The organism is Flavobacteriales bacterium (assembly GCA_025210295.1).
Lineage (GTDB): Bacteria > Bacteroidota > Bacteroidia > Flavobacteriales_D > Parvicellaceae > S010-51.
Map to the genome: position 1 here is coordinate 103,044 of JAOASC010000002.1, position 17,937 is coordinate 120,980.

The 17,937-nt window shown below is 34.4% G+C and carries 10 protein-coding genes; all 10 read left to right on the top strand.

The window, feature by feature from the left end:
• Positions 1-7: 7 nt before the first annotated feature.
• The gene (locus N4A35_00845; GenBank protein MCT4579935.1) at positions 8-1,012 is read left to right on the top strand and encodes a homocysteine S-methyltransferase family protein; all 1,005 of its coding nucleotides are present in this window, start codon (positions 8-10) and stop codon (positions 1,010-1,012) included.
• 181 nt (positions 1,013-1,193) lie between these two features.
• The gene (gene metH, locus N4A35_00850) at positions 1,194-3,914 is read left to right on the top strand and encodes a methionine synthase (GenBank protein ID MCT4579936.1); all 2,721 of its coding nucleotides are present in this window, start codon (positions 1,194-1,196) and stop codon (positions 3,912-3,914) included.
• 90 nt (positions 3,915-4,004) lie between these two features.
• The gene (gene folE / locus N4A35_00855; GenBank protein MCT4579937.1) at positions 4,005-4,685 is read left to right on the top strand and encodes a GTP cyclohydrolase I FolE; all 681 of its coding nucleotides are present in this window, start codon (positions 4,005-4,007) and stop codon (positions 4,683-4,685) included.
• On the top strand, positions 4,678-6,174 hold the full coding sequence (gene cysS / locus N4A35_00860) for a cysteine--tRNA ligase (GenBank protein ID MCT4579938.1): 1,497 nt from the start codon (positions 4,678-4,680) through the stop codon (positions 6,172-6,174). The genes folE and cysS overlap by 8 nt, the downstream gene beginning before the upstream one ends.
• A 12-nt stretch (positions 6,175-6,186) precedes the next feature.
• Entirely contained in the window at positions 6,187-7,410 is a 1,224-nt protein-coding gene (locus N4A35_00865; GenBank protein ID MCT4579939.1) for a C1 family peptidase, read from the top strand.
• 178 nt (positions 7,411-7,588) lie between these two features.
• On the top strand, positions 7,589-11,122 hold the full coding sequence (locus N4A35_00870) for a right-handed parallel beta-helix repeat-containing protein (protein MCT4579940.1): 3,534 nt from the start codon (positions 7,589-7,591) through the stop codon (positions 11,120-11,122).
• Between the two features lie 432 nt (positions 11,123-11,554).
• Positions 11,555-12,076: a hypothetical protein gene (locus N4A35_00875; GenBank protein ID MCT4579941.1), complete on the top strand. Its 522-nt coding sequence runs from the start codon at positions 11,555-11,557 to the stop codon at positions 12,074-12,076.
• A gap of 4 nt (positions 12,077-12,080) precedes the next feature.
• Entirely contained in the window at positions 12,081-16,784 is a 4,704-nt protein-coding gene (locus tag N4A35_00880; GenBank protein ID MCT4579942.1) for a hypothetical protein, read from the top strand.
• Between the two features lie 8 nt (positions 16,785-16,792).
• Positions 16,793-17,320 (top strand): OmpH family outer membrane protein, encoded by a 528-nt coding sequence (locus tag N4A35_00885; protein ID MCT4579943.1) that lies wholly within the window; start codon positions 16,793-16,795, stop codon positions 17,318-17,320.
• On the top strand, positions 17,313-17,936 hold the full coding sequence (locus N4A35_00890) for a hypothetical protein (GenBank protein ID MCT4579944.1): 624 nt from the start codon (positions 17,313-17,315) through the stop codon (positions 17,934-17,936). The genes N4A35_00885 and N4A35_00890 overlap by 8 nt, the downstream gene beginning before the upstream one ends.
• The last annotated feature ends 1 nt before the right edge of the window (position 17,937 follow it).

Sequence of the window (17,937 nt, forward strand, 5' to 3'; positions counted from 1 at the left end):
TAATCAAATGGCAAATATTTTAGAAGAAATAAAGAAAAGAATTTTAGTGCTGGATGGAGCAATGGGGACAATGATTCAACAGTATAAACTTGAAGAAGAGGATTTTAGAAAAGGCTGGTTCGAAAATCATAAAAGTCCACTAAAGGGAAATAATGATTTGTTGTCGCTAACTCGACCAGAAATAATAAAGGCTATTCATGCTAAGTATTTTGAAGCTGGGGCTGACATTATAGAAACCAATACATTTAGTGGGACTTGGATTGCTCAAGCTGATTATGATTTGGAAAAATATGCTTATGACATTAATTTTTATGGAGCAAAAATAGCTAGAGAAGTTGCAGACGAATACACGGCTAAAAATCCAGATAAACCTCGTTTTGTAGCAGGGTCAATTGGTCCAACAAATAGAACAGCTTCCATCTCTCCTGATGTTAATAATCCAGCGTTTAGGAATATCTCTTATGATGAATTAGTAGATGCCTATACCGAACAGGCTCGAGGGCTAATTGAAGGTGGGGCGGATGTGTTGTTAGTGGAAACAATATTTGATACGTTAAATGCAAAAGCAGCATTGTTTGCTATTCAAACCGTTTACGATGAAGTTGGAAAAATATTGCCAATTATGGTTTCAGGAACAATTACGGATGCTAGTGGAAGAACCTTAACAGGGCAGACAACTGAAGCTTTTCATATCTCTATGCAACATGCCCCATTATTATCAATTGGCTTAAACTGTGCTTTAGGAGCAAAGGATATGAAACCCTATTTGTCCGTTTTAGCCAAAGAAAGTCCTTTTGGAGTAAGTGCGCATCCAAATGCAGGACTTCCTAATGAATTTGGAGAGTATGATGAGACTCCAGAGATGATGGGAGAACAAATAAGAGACTTCCTAGAAAATAATTTATTAAATATTGTAGGAGGTTGTTGTGGGACTTCTCCTGCGCACATCAAGGTGATTGCAGATATAGCCGCAGAATATAAACCTAGAGCCTATCAATTGCAAAAAGGGTAGGAGTGGCATCCTTTTTTTGTTCACAAATGCTTTTCCTTGGATAAGGGAGATGAAGAAGATGGTGAAAATGATGCTTAATATTTGTACTAAAAAAAGATATAGCGGATAACCTGACTCCAATCTTAGATTGGAGGTTTGCCCAAAATATTATTCAAGTTACATTGTACTTAATACATTAATAATGAGTTTACACAAAGATTATAACGGAAAATATAAATATAAATGGTTTGATATCCCTTATTTAAAATTAAGTGGTTTGGAGCCGTTAACGATTACCCCTGAACTAAATTTTGTAAATATTGGAGAGCGTACCAATGTAACGGGGTCTCGAAAGTTTTTACGTTTAATAAAAACTGGAGCCTATGAAGAGGCTTTGCAAGTGGCAAGAGATCAGGTTGAAGGTGGTGCACAAATTATTGATATCAATATGGATGAGGGAATGTTAGATGGTGTTGATGCTATGCGAACATTTCTAAATCTAATAGCTTCAGAGCCAGATATTTCAAAAGTCCCGATTATGATAGATTCTTCGAAATGGGAAATCATAGAAGAAGGGTTAAAATGTGTGCAAGGAAAGTGTGTCGTCAATTCAATCAGTTTAAAAGGCGGGGAAGAAGAGTTTATACAACAAGCTAAACTGATAAAAAGGTATGGAGCTGCTACCATAGTTATGGCATTCGATGAAGAAGGACAGGCAGACTCTTATGAAAAAAGAGTGCAAATGTGTGAGCGTTCCTATAGAATATTAGTAGATAAAGTGGGGTTCCCTCCCCAAGATATCATTTTTGATCCTAATATATTTCCTGTAGCAACAGGGATTGAAGAACATAATAATAATGCACTAGACTTTTTTAGAGCAACACGTTGGATTAGGGAGAATTTACCAGGAGCGCATGTGAGTGGTGGAGTAAGTAACGTCTCCTTTTCATTTAGAGGAAATAATGTAGTGAGAGAAGCTATGCATTCGGCCTTTTTATACCATGCGATTAATGAGGGGATGGATATGGGGATTGTTAATCCTGCTATGCTAGAAGTTTATGATGATATTCCTAAAGATATATTAGAGCATGTAGAAGATGTTTTGCTCAATCGGAGATCGGATGCGACAGAGCGACTACTTGACTTTGCAGAAACTGTAGTTGGAACTGAAAAAAAAGAAGAAAAAACATTAGAATGGAGAACTAAATCAGTTCAAGAAAGACTAACACATGCTTTAGTAAAAGGAATAACAGAATACATAGATGAAGATGTAGAAGAATGTCGTCAACAATATACTCGACCAATTGAAGTCATTGAGGGGCCTTTGATGAGTGGGATGAATGTAGTGGGCGATTTGTTTGGAGCTGGGAAAATGTTTTTGCCTCAGGTTGTAAAGTCAGCTCGTGTAATGAAAAAGGCTGTAGCTTATTTATTACCCTATATAGAAGCCGAAAAAGATGGAGAAAGCGCTAGTGCAGGGAAAGTACTGATGGCAACAGTGAAGGGAGATGTACATGATATTGGTAAAAATATTGTTGGTGTTGTTTTAGGGTGTAACAACTATGAGGTTATCGATATCGGAGTAATGGTTCCAGGAAATGAAATTATAAAAAGAGCAAAAGAAGAAGGGGCAGATATTATTGGATTGAGTGGTTTGATCACCCCATCTTTAGATGAAATGGTTGATGTAGCCAAAGAATTAGAACAATCAGGGTTAAATATTCCATTGATGATTGGTGGAGCTACTACTTCTAGAGTGCATACAGCAGTAAAAATAGAGCCCCATTTAAATAGCTCACAAGTGGTTCATGTTTTAGATGCGTCACGTTCTGTAACAGTTGTTGAAAGTTTACTAGGAAATAAAAAAGAGGCTTACATTTCAGAAATAAAAAGCGAATATGAAAAAGTAAGAGTTAATCATCAAAAAAAGCAAGGCCAAAAGTCGTTTTTAAGGTTAGAAGATGCACGTGAAAATAAGATTCAGATTGATTGGAAAGCCGAAGATATTGCTATCCCAAATCAATTAGGAGTACAAGTGATAAAGGATTTTAATTTGTCGATGTTGGTTGATTTTATAGATTGGACGCCTTTCTTTCAAACTTGGGAGTTGCATGGCCGTTTTCCGAGAATATTAGAAGATAAAGTAGTAGGTGAAGAAGCTAAAAAACTGTATGCCGATGCTCAAAAAATGTTAGAAAAAATTATCTCTGAAAAGTGGTTGACTGCTAATGCTGTTTATGGTTTGTTTCCTGCCAATTCAGTAAACGATGATGATATTGAGATCTATACCAATGAAAATAGAAATGAAGTTGCTTTATTGTCTTGTCAAATGCGTCAGCAATTGAAAAAAGTGAAAGGAGCACCTAACAATTGTTTAGCTGATTTTATTGCGCCTAAAGAAACAGGGATAAAAGATTATATAGGAGGTTTTGTTGTTACAACGGGATTAAATATAGAAGAACATATCAAGCGCTTTGAAGCCGATCATGATGATTATAACTCAATACTATTAAAAGCATTAGCCGATCGTTTAGCAGAAGCATTTGCCGAGTACTTGCACCAAAAAGTAAGAAGAAAAGATTGGGGGTACGAAGTGGGAGGAGTATTTACAAATGAAGAATTGATTAAAGAGAAGTATAGAGGAATTCGACCTGCTCCAGGTTATCCGGCTTGCCCAGATCATACAGAAAAAATAGGGTTGTTTGAGTTGTTGAATGCAACAGAAAATACAGGGGTAGAGCTAACGGAAAGTTTAGCGATGTTTCCCGCATCTTCTGTAAGTGGGTGGTATTTCGCTCATCCTCAAAGTAAGTATTTTGGAGTAGGGAAAATAGAAAAGGATCAAGTACAAAGTTTGTCCATTCGAAAAAATATTCCATACGATAAAATGGAAAGGTGGCTGTCTTCTAGTTTGAATGGCTAGGTTAGCATAGTGTTTTAACACAAAAAAAGCCCAAAAAATCGAATCCTATTATTATCTTTACAGGTTTATAATGTTTTCAATAACAAGTTAATGTCAGAAAAGAGATATATACAAGAGCAGGGTGATGATCATGTAGGTACAAGTTTAGAAACGCCTATAAAGGAGAATGCTTTTGATCTGAGTGATGCTGAAAAAATAACACAAATTTCAGAGCACTTTGAAAAAATAATGGATGTTTTAGGGTTGGACTTAACAGACGATAGTTTGGCCGGAACACCAGAGCGTGTAGCAAAAATGTTTGTAGAGGAAATTTTTAGTGGATTAAATCCAGCTAATGAGCCATCTACATCTTTGTTTGAAAATACTTACCAGTATAATGAAATGTTGGTAGAAAAAGATATTGAATTGTATTCATATTGTGAACATCATTTTGTACCGATTATCGGAAAAGTGCATGTTGCATATATTCCTGAAGAAAATGTGGTAGGACTATCTAAAATCAATAGATATGTTCAATATTTTGCGAAAAGACCTCAAGTGCAGGAGCGCTTAACTAGACAAATTGTAGCCAAAATGCAAGCTGTTTTAGGCACGGAAAATGTCTGTTGCGTAATAGAAGCAAAACACTTGTGTGTAAACATGAGGGGAGTAAAAGACTCTAAATGTAGTACCGTAACAGCAGAATATGGAGGACGTTTTAAAGATCCTCAGGTGAAGCAAGAATTTTTAAATCACATTAACAGCACATCGAATTTAACAGACAATGAGTAAAATTGATTCTAACCAGATTTTTATATACAATTCTCTAAATGGAGAGAAAGAAGAATTTAAACCAGTTAGTAAACCCAATTTAGGTATTTATGTATGTGGACCTACAGTTTATAGCTACGTCCATTTAGGAAATTGTCGTACATTTTTGTCTTTCGATAATGTAGTACGTTACTTTAAGTTTTTAGGATACAATGTTCGCTACGTAAGAAATATTACTGATGCTGGTCATTTGGTGGATGATGCTGAAGAAGGTGAAGATAAAATATCTAAAAAAGCTCGTTTGGAAAAATTAGAGCCAATGGAAATCGTTCAAAAATACACCTTGGATTTTCATGATGTATTGCGTAAATTTAATGCGCTTCCTCCAAGTATAGAACCAACTGCAACAGGGCATATTGTTGAGCAAATCAATATGGTGAAAACCATCTTAGACAAAGGTTTAGCCTATGAGGCTAATGGCTCTGTGTATTTTGATGTTAAGAAATACAATGAAGAAGGGGGAGGTTATGGTGAACTTTCTGGAAGAAATATAGAAGATTTAATGGCTGGATCTAGAGAATTAGATGGACAGTCAGAAAAAAAGAATCCTCAAGATTTTGCTTTGTGGAAAAAAGCATCACCTGAACATATTATGCGTTGGGATTCTCCATGGGGAGAAGGTTTTCCTGGTTGGCATTTAGAGTGTTCAGCAATGGGGACCAAATATTTAGGAGAACAGTTCGATATTCATGGTGGAGGTATTGATTTAAAATTTCCGCATCATGAATGTGAAATTGCACAAGGAAAAGCTTGTAATGGAGTTAGTCCAGTAAATTATTGGATGCATGCGAATATGTTGACCTTGAACGGGCAAAAAATGAGCAAGTCGACAGGAAATACACTGTTGCCTCATGAACTGTTTAGTGGAGAGAATAATCTGTTGGAAAAAGCATATTCTCCAATGGTAGTACGATTTTTTATGCTACAAGCTCATTATCGTAGTGTGTTAGATTTTTCTAGTGAGGCTTTAAATGCTTCAGAGAAAGGTTTTAACAAGTTAATGGAGGCGAAGAAAGCTTTGAATCAATTAGAATATAAGTCTGGCACAATTTCTGAAACAGAAGAACAAAAAGTTCTGGATTTAATTGCTGCTACTTATGCGAATATGAATGATGATTTTAATACACCAAAAACAATCGCTGTATTGTTTGAAATGGTCAACAAAATCAACAAAATGATTACAAGTAATGCGATTGATTTGTCAGAAAAAGTATTTGATGAATTAAAAGCTACGTTTAATGGTTTTATTGAAGATGTTTTTGGGTTAATTTCTGAAAATAAAAATGATAATGGAGTATTAGATGGAGCGATCCAATTGTTGATTAATATGCGAAAAGAGGCTAAGCAAAATAAAGATTATGCATTGTCAGATCAAATTCGCGATCAATTAAACGATTTGGGTGTACAGCTAAAAGACAGTAAAGAAGGAACTACATACACAATTAAATAATAAACAACAGAAATGAAAGCAATTTTAAAGCAAGGTTTAGTTGGAGTTTTCATGTCGGCAAGTGTACTAGCACTTGGGCAGGAGAAGTTTGAGACTAATAAGGAAGGAAGTGAGTATAAGTTTAAAGTAATAAAAGACTTAGAAGCCACAGATGTCCAAAACCAAGGAAGAACAGGAACATGTTGGAGTTTTTCTTCATTATCGTTTTTCGAATCAGAAATTTTAAGGTTAGGTCACGGGAAGCATAATCTGTCTGAGATGTTTATTGCTCGTAATGCATACATTGGTAAAGCAGAAAACTTCTTAAGAATGTATGGAACATTTACATTTGGACCAGGTGGTGCATTTCACGATATTCCATGGGTGATTAGAAGATATGGTATTGTTCCAGAAGAAGTTTATAAGGGATTAAATTATGGTGATACCATTCATCGCCATGCAGAAATGGAGGCAATTTTAGGAGCTACTGTAAAAGAATTGGCTAAAAAACCACAAAACGATCACTTAACGCCTGTTTGGAAAAAGGCTTATACAGGTATTTTAGATGCTTATTTAGGAGACTTGCCAGATAATGTAGAGGATTTTAAATTTACTTATGAAGGAAAGGAGTATACACCAAAATCATACTCAGAATCTTTAGGGTTAAACATGGATGATTATGTTTCTTTAACATCGTATACACATCACCCATTTTATTCTCAATTTGTTTTAGAGGTACAAGATAACTGGGCGATGCAATCAGGTTATAACTTGCCTTTAGATGAGTTTATGCAAGTAATGGAAGATGCGATTAAAAATGGTTATACTTTCGCTTGGGGAGCTGATGTCTCTGAAAAAGGATTCAATTATAGAGATGCTTTAGCAATCTTACCTGAAGATGAATCAACAATCAAAAGAGAAGGAAGAGATAATAAGCACTTTAGTGATGCAGGAGCAAAGAAAATTAGTAACGCATTTGTTACTCCTGTAAAAGAGCGTATTGTTACTCAAGAAGAACGTCAGATTGCTTTCGATAACCAAGAAACAACTGATGATCATGGAATGCATGTTACTGGTTTAGTGGAAGACCAAAACGGAACAAAATATTTTATCGTTAAAAACTCTTGGGGAAAAAGTAATGAATGCGATGGATACTTTTACGCATCATTTCCTTATGCTAGATATAAAACAATGAATATCTTAATCCATAAAGATGCAATCAATAAAAAACTACAAAAGAAATTGGGTATAAAATAACCTCATATAATTTGTAAAAGAATAAAGGCACTTGTTTTAAACAAGTGTCTTTATTGCTTTTGGGGAATCATTTATTTTGTGAAAAGTTTTTGTGGAAAAAATAAAGTCTTTAAGTTGGGAAATAGTTGTTTTTGTCAAGGTTATGTACTTCTTTTGCGCTAAATTAAAAATCCTAATTATGAAAAAAAATTACATGACTTTATCCACGTTGTTGTTTGCAGGGTTATTGTTTTTTAGCTCAGCTAAAGCACAGTATTCTGGGAGTTATACAGTGGGAGGAACAGCACCAGATTTTGCGTCAATTCAAACAGCAGCAGATGCTTTGTCAAACCAAGGTATATCTGGAGCAGTAACCTTAAATATTAGAGACGGTATTTATAACGAAAATGTTGTACAAAATTTCGTTTCAGGTGTATCCAATGTGAATACAATAACTTATCAAAGTGAAAGTGCAGATAGCTCAGCAGTTAAAATAAGCGTCGCTTCTGGTTTTAACTTTTATACCGATAGTGTGAGTTATATTAACTTCAAAAATATCTCATTTCAAAATGCTGCATCAGATACAATGTTGTATATGCACGATGTAAAAAGTGTAGAGTTTTTACAGAATAACTTTGTAGGAGCTTTGGCTTATGGTGTTTATGTCGAAAGTGGAGATGTGAATGTTGAGAGTATCAATTTAAATAGTAACACTTTTAATACAGAATACGGTTTTAATCTGTCAAGTGTAAATGAAGTGAGTGCTTTTGAATTGTCAGGGAATAAGTTTAATAATACAATGCACTCTTTACGAATTGATTGTGAGGGGAACCTAAACTTATTTACCAGTCAGAATGATAGTGTTGTGTCTGTAAATGGTAGTGGAATATATATTGATGCACAATTAGATATTCATAACACTACAATAAACAACCTTTATGTGTCAAGTTTTGAAGATGCTGTATGGATTGACTCAGAATACGATGTCTTAAATACTACTGTAAATAACTCAACACTATTATCTACAGCTGATGGACTACATATAAGAGGTTATGCTGGAAAAATAGGAAATACAAATGTTGAAAGCACTACGATTACAGTAGGAGAAGATGCGTTTGATTTAACAAGTAATGAAGCCATTGATAGTGTGACTGTCAATAATTCGACTTTATATTCAACATCAGGAAGCGGAGCTAAAATCAGAGGGTACTATTCTGGTGTAACTAATATAGAAGTAACCAATACAAAATCTTATGGAGCAGATGGTTATGGAATGCGATTAGAAAGTGATTTTTTAGTAGAGAACGCTTATTTTTATAATGATTCAATAATGAGTGAAACCTCAAAAGGTCTTTATATTGATGGAGATCAAAAAATTGAAAATATTACTGTTGATCACTCTCACTTTTGGACTGATACAATGAATGCAAGTTATGCACTAGACCTTTATAATTCTGATTATATTCTAAATAATATTACCATTACTAATTCAAGCTTTTTAGGGTATGGAGGAATCGACCTTGAGGGGAATACTTATAGTAATAATGTTTTAATTGACAGTTGTACAGTGCACGCTACTGGAAGCAATGCCATCAACACTTATTTTGATGATAATGTGGCAAGAAATTGGACGATTTCTAACTCTTCTTTTAGAAGTGATCACTCTTCAGGAATACGATTGTATGGTTCAGATGCAGCATTTCATAATTTCCATATTTTCAACTGTGATGTTTGGGCAAACAGCAAAGCACTTTATCTAGATTCTGATGATGATATTCATAATTGTTCTGTTCGAAACTCAACTTTAACTTCAAAAAATAGTTACGTTTTAGATGTTGAGACCTATGATGGAGGGTTGAGAAATTTTGTGTTGGATTCTACAATTTGTACCCGTTTATTACCAGGAAAGGTAGCAGAAATTGAATCCAACTATTTAGTAGGAGATTCTATTTGGGTAACCAACTCTTCTTTTATTTGTGATAGTATTTCTGACAATACCTATGGAGAAGCATTGGACTTAGAATCAGATTATGGAGATTGGTTAAATGTATGGGTTCAAAATAATACATTTAAAGGATATGACGGGATAAAAGTAGAAGCCGACTATGGAGGAACTCATAACGTATGGATTGAACATAATGATATTATAGCACACAATAGAGGGGTTTATGTAGATGGAATAGGTACAGACTGTCATATTCAGTACAATACAATAAGTCCTAATAATGATACTTTAGCAAAAGGAATAGAAATTAGAGGTAGTGAAGGAATCTCAGAAGGGTTTTATATTGAGCATAATACAATTAGTAGTATAGATCAATATGGAATTTATTTAAATAGAGGACATAACTATTATGTAAGAAATAATACATTAATGGCGCCAAAAGCAACTGGTAATGCGCAATTGTTTTATGCCTATAATGTGAAAAAATATATGGAAGTTGTTGCCAATAAATTATACTCAGAACATGAGATGTATGGAGTACACCTTTCAAATTGTAATTTCATAGATGCTGATGGGTTGATTGCCAACAACTTTATTTCAGGTACAGATTATAGTGTCTTAATCGAGAACTCAAGTAAGGTAAATGTAATTCATAACTCTACGAGTTCACCTTCAAATATAGCTGCTTTAAGATTGTCGTATGTCAATGAGGTAGATGCCTACAATAATATTTTTTCAATCAATAATGGAGGAGCGGGAACAGTTTATGATTTTTGGAATGCTTACACTATTAATTTAGATTACAATGTTTTTGAATTTGATACTATAGGAAATAATTTTTCAAGTTCAGATTATATAACTAATGGATTAGCACAATGGTCTTCAATAACGGGTTATGATACACATTCTTTTTATGCTGATCCAGCCTATGTTAACGATACGACAGATTTACATACTGATTGTAGCGGTTCAGTTTTAGTGGCGGGATTACCAGTGAGTTATGTAATGTCTGATGTAGATGGAAATGCTAGGTCAACAGTTCCAACAATTGGAGCAGATGAAATTTTAACCAATGAAAATGTTTTTGCTTCAGATGTAGCTTGGATATGTGATTCTCCTATAGAATTAAATGCTGGAGCTTCGTCAGGCAGTGTTGCTTATTTATGGAGTACGGGAGAAACAAGTCAAATAATAGCTGTTAATGATATCGGGGAATATACTGTTTCAGTAACAGATGCTTGTGGTTCATATACCGATACAATTGACGTTGCATTTAACCCAGAAACAGTTGCAAGTGCTAATAGTTCAATCTCCTTTGTTACCGCTTCGTTTTCTAATACATCGATTAATGCTGATAGTTATTTATGGAACTTTGGTGACGGTACAACAAGCGAAGCAATGAATCCTACACATGTATATGCAACTACTGGTATTTATACTGTTACATTGATTGCATACGGAAATTGTAATAACGATACCTTAGTATTTGAGGTTACTCCAGCTGTAGTAGGAGTAGAAGAAGAGTTAGAAGAGGTTGTCAATATGGTTGTGTATCCAAATCCAGTTAGAGACCTCTTAACTGTTGAGTTAGGTCAAGTACGTGGAGAGCAAATTGCTATTTCAATTATTGATATTAGTGGACAAATATTAAGTCATAAAATATTAAATGCTACGCCTGAAGAGTTGGTTTATACTCAGGATGTTGGCCGTTTAGTTGCAGGAGTTTATTTTGTTAAGGTAACAATAGATAATAATAGAGCTAAAATAGTTAAGCTGATAAAGAGCTAACACTCTTATTAAGTAAAAATAGAAATTTTTAAAGCCAGTTGTTTTATCAAAAGCAACTGGCTTTTTTTTGTTCTGAATGTTTTATAACGGAATAAAATTAAGGTGTTCAGATAGACTTTTCTTACCAGATTGTAAATGTTATGCGAACAACTTGTTTAGTGCTGTTTTTCTATAATACTTAAGCTCTAAGTGTTTGTTGGGAGGTGCTTTAGATTTGTTAACAATTAAGTGGTCGTTTATGGAGAGGAATCTTTGTTTGTGGGTGTATATTGTTGATAACCAGATTAGTGTGGTAAAGAGTGAAAGCTACTTTTGTAAAGAGAGTCTAATTGCACAAAAATCGTCAAAAAATGACCGTTAAATAGAAAAAACGATAGGTGTATACCTTAAATCGCTAGCTATGGTTACACTTATGTTATAATACCAAAAATTATGAAAACACTAATATTAGTTTCTTTATTGCTTTTTATACAGCTTCAGTATTGTTCACAGGTAACAATTTCTACACCACTCTCATTATCCATTTCTGTAGAGGAGGTAGATAATGGAGTTATGAATAATAATGATTTACAAATGCTTGATTCAGTAATGTTAAATGATCCTGCAATGCAAGAAGACCCTATGATAATTCAATATAAAACAGAGTTATTACAACACCAGGGGGAGCTCAATGGTTTAGTAAAAATGTATATCATACTTAGTGATACGGCAGATATAGCCAAAATACACTATAAAATGGGAAGAGCCCAAAATTCAAATGATGTGCTTAACGGGAATGTTGTTTATGATGATAATCAAATCCATGGAGCAATAACTTATAGTAGAACATTAAATCAAATAAAATTGGTTTTAGGAATGTACAACAATGTTGGTGATCTATATGGAGAGGTATACTTAGAAGATAATCAGGGAAGATTGTCAAATACAGTTCAAGCAGAATATCATAAACAATAAAGAGATGCAAAAATTAAGATTTCTTATAGTAATATTATTGCTAGTCATAATAGCTAAAGTTAATTATGGGCAGTATCAGGTATCGTGGAAAAATGTATCGTCTCTTAATATACAACAACAAGAGATTAAAAAGATTTCTGGATGGTCTTGGAATAATGGAGGAGCTTTATCTAGAAACAAATTAAGACCCAATACCGATGGAAAGATGACCTATGTAATCAAAGGGACAGAAACCTTAATGATGGTAGGCCTTGCTGAATATAATGAAGAGGCGCATGGTAATAGTATTGACTATGCAATGTATTATTGTTATGGAGATCTTAAAATATGGGAATCAGGAGCTAATCGAGGAACTTATGGAAGTCTAAATGTTGGAGATACTTTAATTGTGTCTCGAGAAGGAGATAGTATAAAATATGAGAGACATAATATGGATGGAAACAATGTTCATCTGCGAACAGTAGTGACGGATCCATCAAAAGAGTTATACGTTGATTTGTCTATCTATTACCCCAACTTGGCGGTTAACCATGTTTATTGTGATTTTGATGAAGAGTTAACAATCTGGGATAATTCACTTTATTATCATAATATTGGTACAGGAGTAATGGGAAGTATTAACGTTACTGTTACAGGACATCCGCCATATAATTTTAGTTGGTCGAATGGGGCGACCACAGAAGATGTAAGTGGTTTGACGGCAGGAGAATATACACTTACCGTTACGGATTCTAGGCAAGATGTAGCTGTGAAAACATATAGGGTGCTGTCCGAGAATACTTACCCAGTAAAATGGAGATATTTAGAGAATTATACAGAAGACAATACAGATGTGTTGACTAAAACAACAGGTCATGGGTGGAATGCGGGAGCACTATCTACCAATAAATTACGAGCGAATACAAATGGAAGGTTGTTATATGTATACACTGGAGGGGAGATTAGATATTTTATGTTAGGGTTGTCTGAGTATAATGAAGAAGCTACCTATCAAAGTATTCAACATCGTTTATATTTAAGAGATGGCCAAGCAGTAGGTAGTCCAGTAAATTATCCTGTAGTAGCTGGGGATACAATTATTATTGAACGTTTAGATAGTCTGGTTTTATATCGTTTACACGATTTAAATGGAGAGCAGCATATCATAAAGACAGAAGCAACAGATCCATCTAAAGAGTTGTACGTAGATGTTGCTGGACATCAACCTGGTCAAAAAGTAAATAGTTTAATGTGTAGTTTTGATGATGGTTTATCGATTGTTCGTAAAAGAATTTATTACCAAAATATAACAGATAATACATTAGGTAGCATAGATGTAGAAGTTACAGGGAAAGCGCCATTAAGTTATAGTTGGAGTAACGGAGCAACAACAGAAGATATTTCAGGGCTAGTTGCTGGAACCTATAGTTTGACGGTAACAGATGGTTGGGGGGAGTCAATGACAAAGTCTTTTAAAATAAGAACTGAAGAAAATCATTCAGTAGTTTGGAGGGACTATAAAAACTTTAAATTAAATCCTGCATCAAATCAATTAACTAAAACAACCTATTATAAATGGGATGCTGAGGCGATATCGACCAATAAATTGCCCGCTAATACTAATGGAAGAATAAAATATGTTTATTTGGGCAATGAAAGGAGGTCTGTTATTGGTCTAAGTAGTCAGAATTCTATGACAGGCTATGGTAATGTACCACAGCGCGTTTACCTTAATTTTACTTCAGTTGCCTATACCAAAAGATCAATAGGAGATACAGTCATTATTGATAGAGAAGATAGCTTAATGTATTTCCGCCTACATAAAATTGATGGGACGCAACACCTTTTATATAAAAAAGATTGTGATCCATCGGAAGAACTGTATGCTTATGTTGCTAGATTTGATTATGGAAGTGCTTTTAATAATATTATTTGTAGCTTCGATAGCGATTTGTCAATAAGAAAAGAGGAAATCCATCATCAAAATATAACAGATAATACATTAGGTAGTATAGATGTTGAAGTTACAGGAAAAGCACCGTTGAGTTACAGCTGGAGTAATGGAGCAACAATGGAAGATCTCTCAAATTTAGAAGCAAGTACCTATACACTAACAGTGACTGATGGGCAAGGAGAGGCAATTAGTGAGTCATTTGAAATTGAATCAGAAACGTATTATCAGGTTAATTGGCAAAATATTCAAAACTATACTTTAGATCCAGCAACCAATATTTTAACATCATCAGGAACAACACAATGGGGAAGTGGAGCATTGTCTAAGAATGTATTGCCAGCAAATACAGATGGGAAAATTATCTATCCAATTAAGGGAGATGATTATTTTTCTGCAATTGGCTTTGCTGAATATAATGATATAACATCATATACAAGCATATTACATTATAGGAGTTTTTATTATTATGGTTTACAAGGTTATTACGGAGGTGCGTTAACTCCTGGTGATGTATTAGAAATTGAACGAAAAGGTAGCGAAATTATTTATCGCTTAAAGGATTCAAAAAATAAAGAGTTAATGGTTTATAAAATACCAACTGACCCATCAAAAGAGCTATATGTAGATGTGTCTAGTAGGTATGCTAATCGACCTATTAACAATGTTTACTGTACTTTCGGAATAGAAAATGAAAAATGTGGGCCAACAATTACCCTAAGCCAAGATTCTATCTGCCCAGGTGATTATACGGAGCTGACTGTGAATACGTTGCCTAATAACGATTATGATGATTACTTATTTACTTGGTCACCATCCAATACAATATCTACAACAACAACACCTTTAACTTATGTAGCTAATCCAACAGCAACCACTAATTATACACTGCAATATCATTTTTATAATGCTTCAGATGAAGTAATCTGTAGCGGAACAATTGCAAAAGAAGTCACAATAGACAATAAAGGATGTAATGAAGAAGAAATAGATGAAGATCAAGAAATTCTTGGCTGTTGTTTTGGGAATTTTGGTGCAGGTGTATATGTCGGAAACCAAACGAATTTAAATGTTTATTGTAACGTGTTAAATGAGTTAGGGAACGAATCAACAGGAAGCGTTGTTCAAGGAGAATTTTTAAATAAAGGAGGAATAAACGTTGAGTTAGATTGGATTCACAATGCTCAAAATGAACTGTATGTTTCAGATGAGGGAAATACCACATTAATAGGTAACGACCAACAGTTAAGAGGAACTTCTGAAACACATTTTTATAATCTAGAATTAGAGGGGACAGGAACCACTAAAGAGATGCTAATTGATCAATATGTAAAAAATGTCCTACAATTGAATGACAATGAATTGGCAACAATAGATGATGTTGTTTTTGTTGAAAATACAGATGAGTCAGCCGTTTTAAGAGGAACTGGTTATGTTAGTACAAACGGAACAGGAGCATTAAGTCGTGCGTTGTCGAGTAATGCACAGGTTTATTTATTCCCAATGGGAAGTCAGCAAGGAGTGTATAGATATCGTCCAGTGGTTGTTGAGGAACCAGTGAATCAAAATGTTCAGGTGAATTTTCAAAATACCACTTTGCCATCAACTTTAAGTGCTAACCATAAAGCTCCTAACGTACAAAGTTTAAATCAAGATTATTATTATAAAATAACAAGTGATCAGTTAAACACTAATTTAGAGTTGACACTCTATTATCCAACAGCCGAAGGACCTTATCAAAGTATTGCACAATGGAGAACACCTGTAAGTGGAGGTCAAAACCGATGGGAAATGACTCCCAACCCAAGTGCTGCTAATTTACCCTCTACTGCTACAAATACCTTGGGGCTACTCTCTGCAACGACAGTAGGAGTACAAGATTATATTACAGAAAACTTTACATTATCTAGAGCTGGGTTCTATGTCAATACAGGCGATTTGAATGGAGGGGATGATGAGTCTTTGGTAGTCACAGTAACGAATGCCAATGATGCTAACGGAAATGGAATTGACGATGATCAAGAAACAAATGCTAGTGGTTCAGATGCTGATGGCGATGGAATTGACGATGCGTTCGATGTAGATAATACCTCAGGAACCGATACAGATGGCGATGGTATCGATGATACTTTCGACGCGAATCCAAATGGAGGTTCTTCAACAGGAGGAGGGTTAAATGATCCTAATTATTCAACAGACGACGATCAAGCTTTTGCCCCATCACCAATAGCAGGAACTTATAACATGAACATTACTTCAAATGACGATTGTGTTGAAGAGGGGACCGTTCAATTTACGGTAGACAATAATGGAAATATAGTCGATGAAAGTGATGTGAAGTTTATTCCAGCAGGCGAATCTCAAGCCTACTATTTGTCTAACAGTGTCTTTGAAACAGATAATGTTGCATCAGGTTTAATTTTAAATGCAACTCCAGAGCAGTTTTTAGAAGCTTGTGTTAATAATTTACAGGTGAAAATGGGGGCAAACGAACCTTTTATTCTAAACATGCAGGTGGCTACTCCAAACAATCAAATTATCGAAACGATTGAAATAACAACACCAGTAGCCAACTTATTAAACAATGCTAACTTCAAAATCTATCGAGTAGAAAATCCTGCGAATACGCTTGTGTATAACCAATCACCTTTAGTGGGTAATATCGTGACGCTACCAGCAGACGCTTGGATTCAAGAAGGGGTTTATCAATTTGAGTTAGAATTAAGCTACAATGGAGCTACAGAAACAATAAAAGGACAATTTATAATAAAAGAATAAGAAAGAAAGTGGGGATAAAAAAGATAACAATAGTATTAAGTGTATTCGCTCTATTGCTAGTGGGGTGTGATTCATCATCTAAAAAAATCGGAGTGATTCAAATGGAAGAGTTGGTTTATGAATTTGATGGGATGAAAGAAGCAACAGAAGAATACACCAATTTATTAAACCAGTGGGAACAAGAGTCAGATACATTGAAAAGTCAATTAGACCAGTTACTCTATACTATAAAATTAGATTCAATAAATGGAGATCAAGAAAAGATAGTAGCAGATCAACAGAAGTTTATGTTGTTAAGACAAAAATATATCCAACTGCAACAAACGATTGAAGGTAAAGCCCAACAAGAAGATCAAAAAATGACAGCAACAGTCATGGGGCAGTTGAACGAGTATATTCAGAAATACGGTAAAGAGAATACATTCGATATCATTATAACCAATACACAAATGCAAAATGTAGGTTATGTAAAAGCATCTTCGGACATCACAAAAGAAGTGTTGGAATATGTCAATAAGAAATATAACGGTGAATAAAATAAAATCAACATATCATTGGAGTTTAGTGCTGTTACTGTTTTGGGGAGCTATCAGTTGTAAGTCAACGATGAATGACTATAGCGACTATATGAAATATATTGCAAATCCAGATAATGGATTAACAAAAACTCAAACGACAAGTGGTTTAAAAATAAGTGTTAAATATTTACCTATAGACTATTTAGCTTATACAGAGCTAAAGAACTCCCAAGAGGTAAAAACAAAAGAAGAAAAAGAACTGCTAAAAAAAGCATACGAAAACTCACTTACTTTTATGTTAACATTCGCCCCAGATGAAGGAAAAACTTTTGATGTAACGAAGGTTGGGGTAGCTAATTATGAGGAGTTTGCAGAGCGAATAGAAAACATGAATTTTAACTTTTCAAATTATATCAAATTAGAAACAGAAAAGGAAGAATTTCAGCCAGAATTAACCCAAATGGAGAGTACTTACGGTCTAGAAAAAAAGCGAAATATTGTACTTGTATTCAATAGAAAAAACATTCAAGACGATACTAAAATCGTTTATAAAGATGAAATATTTGGAACAGGAACACATCGGTTTTTGTTCAAAAAAGAAGACTTAACATCAATACCACAATTTGTATTTTAAG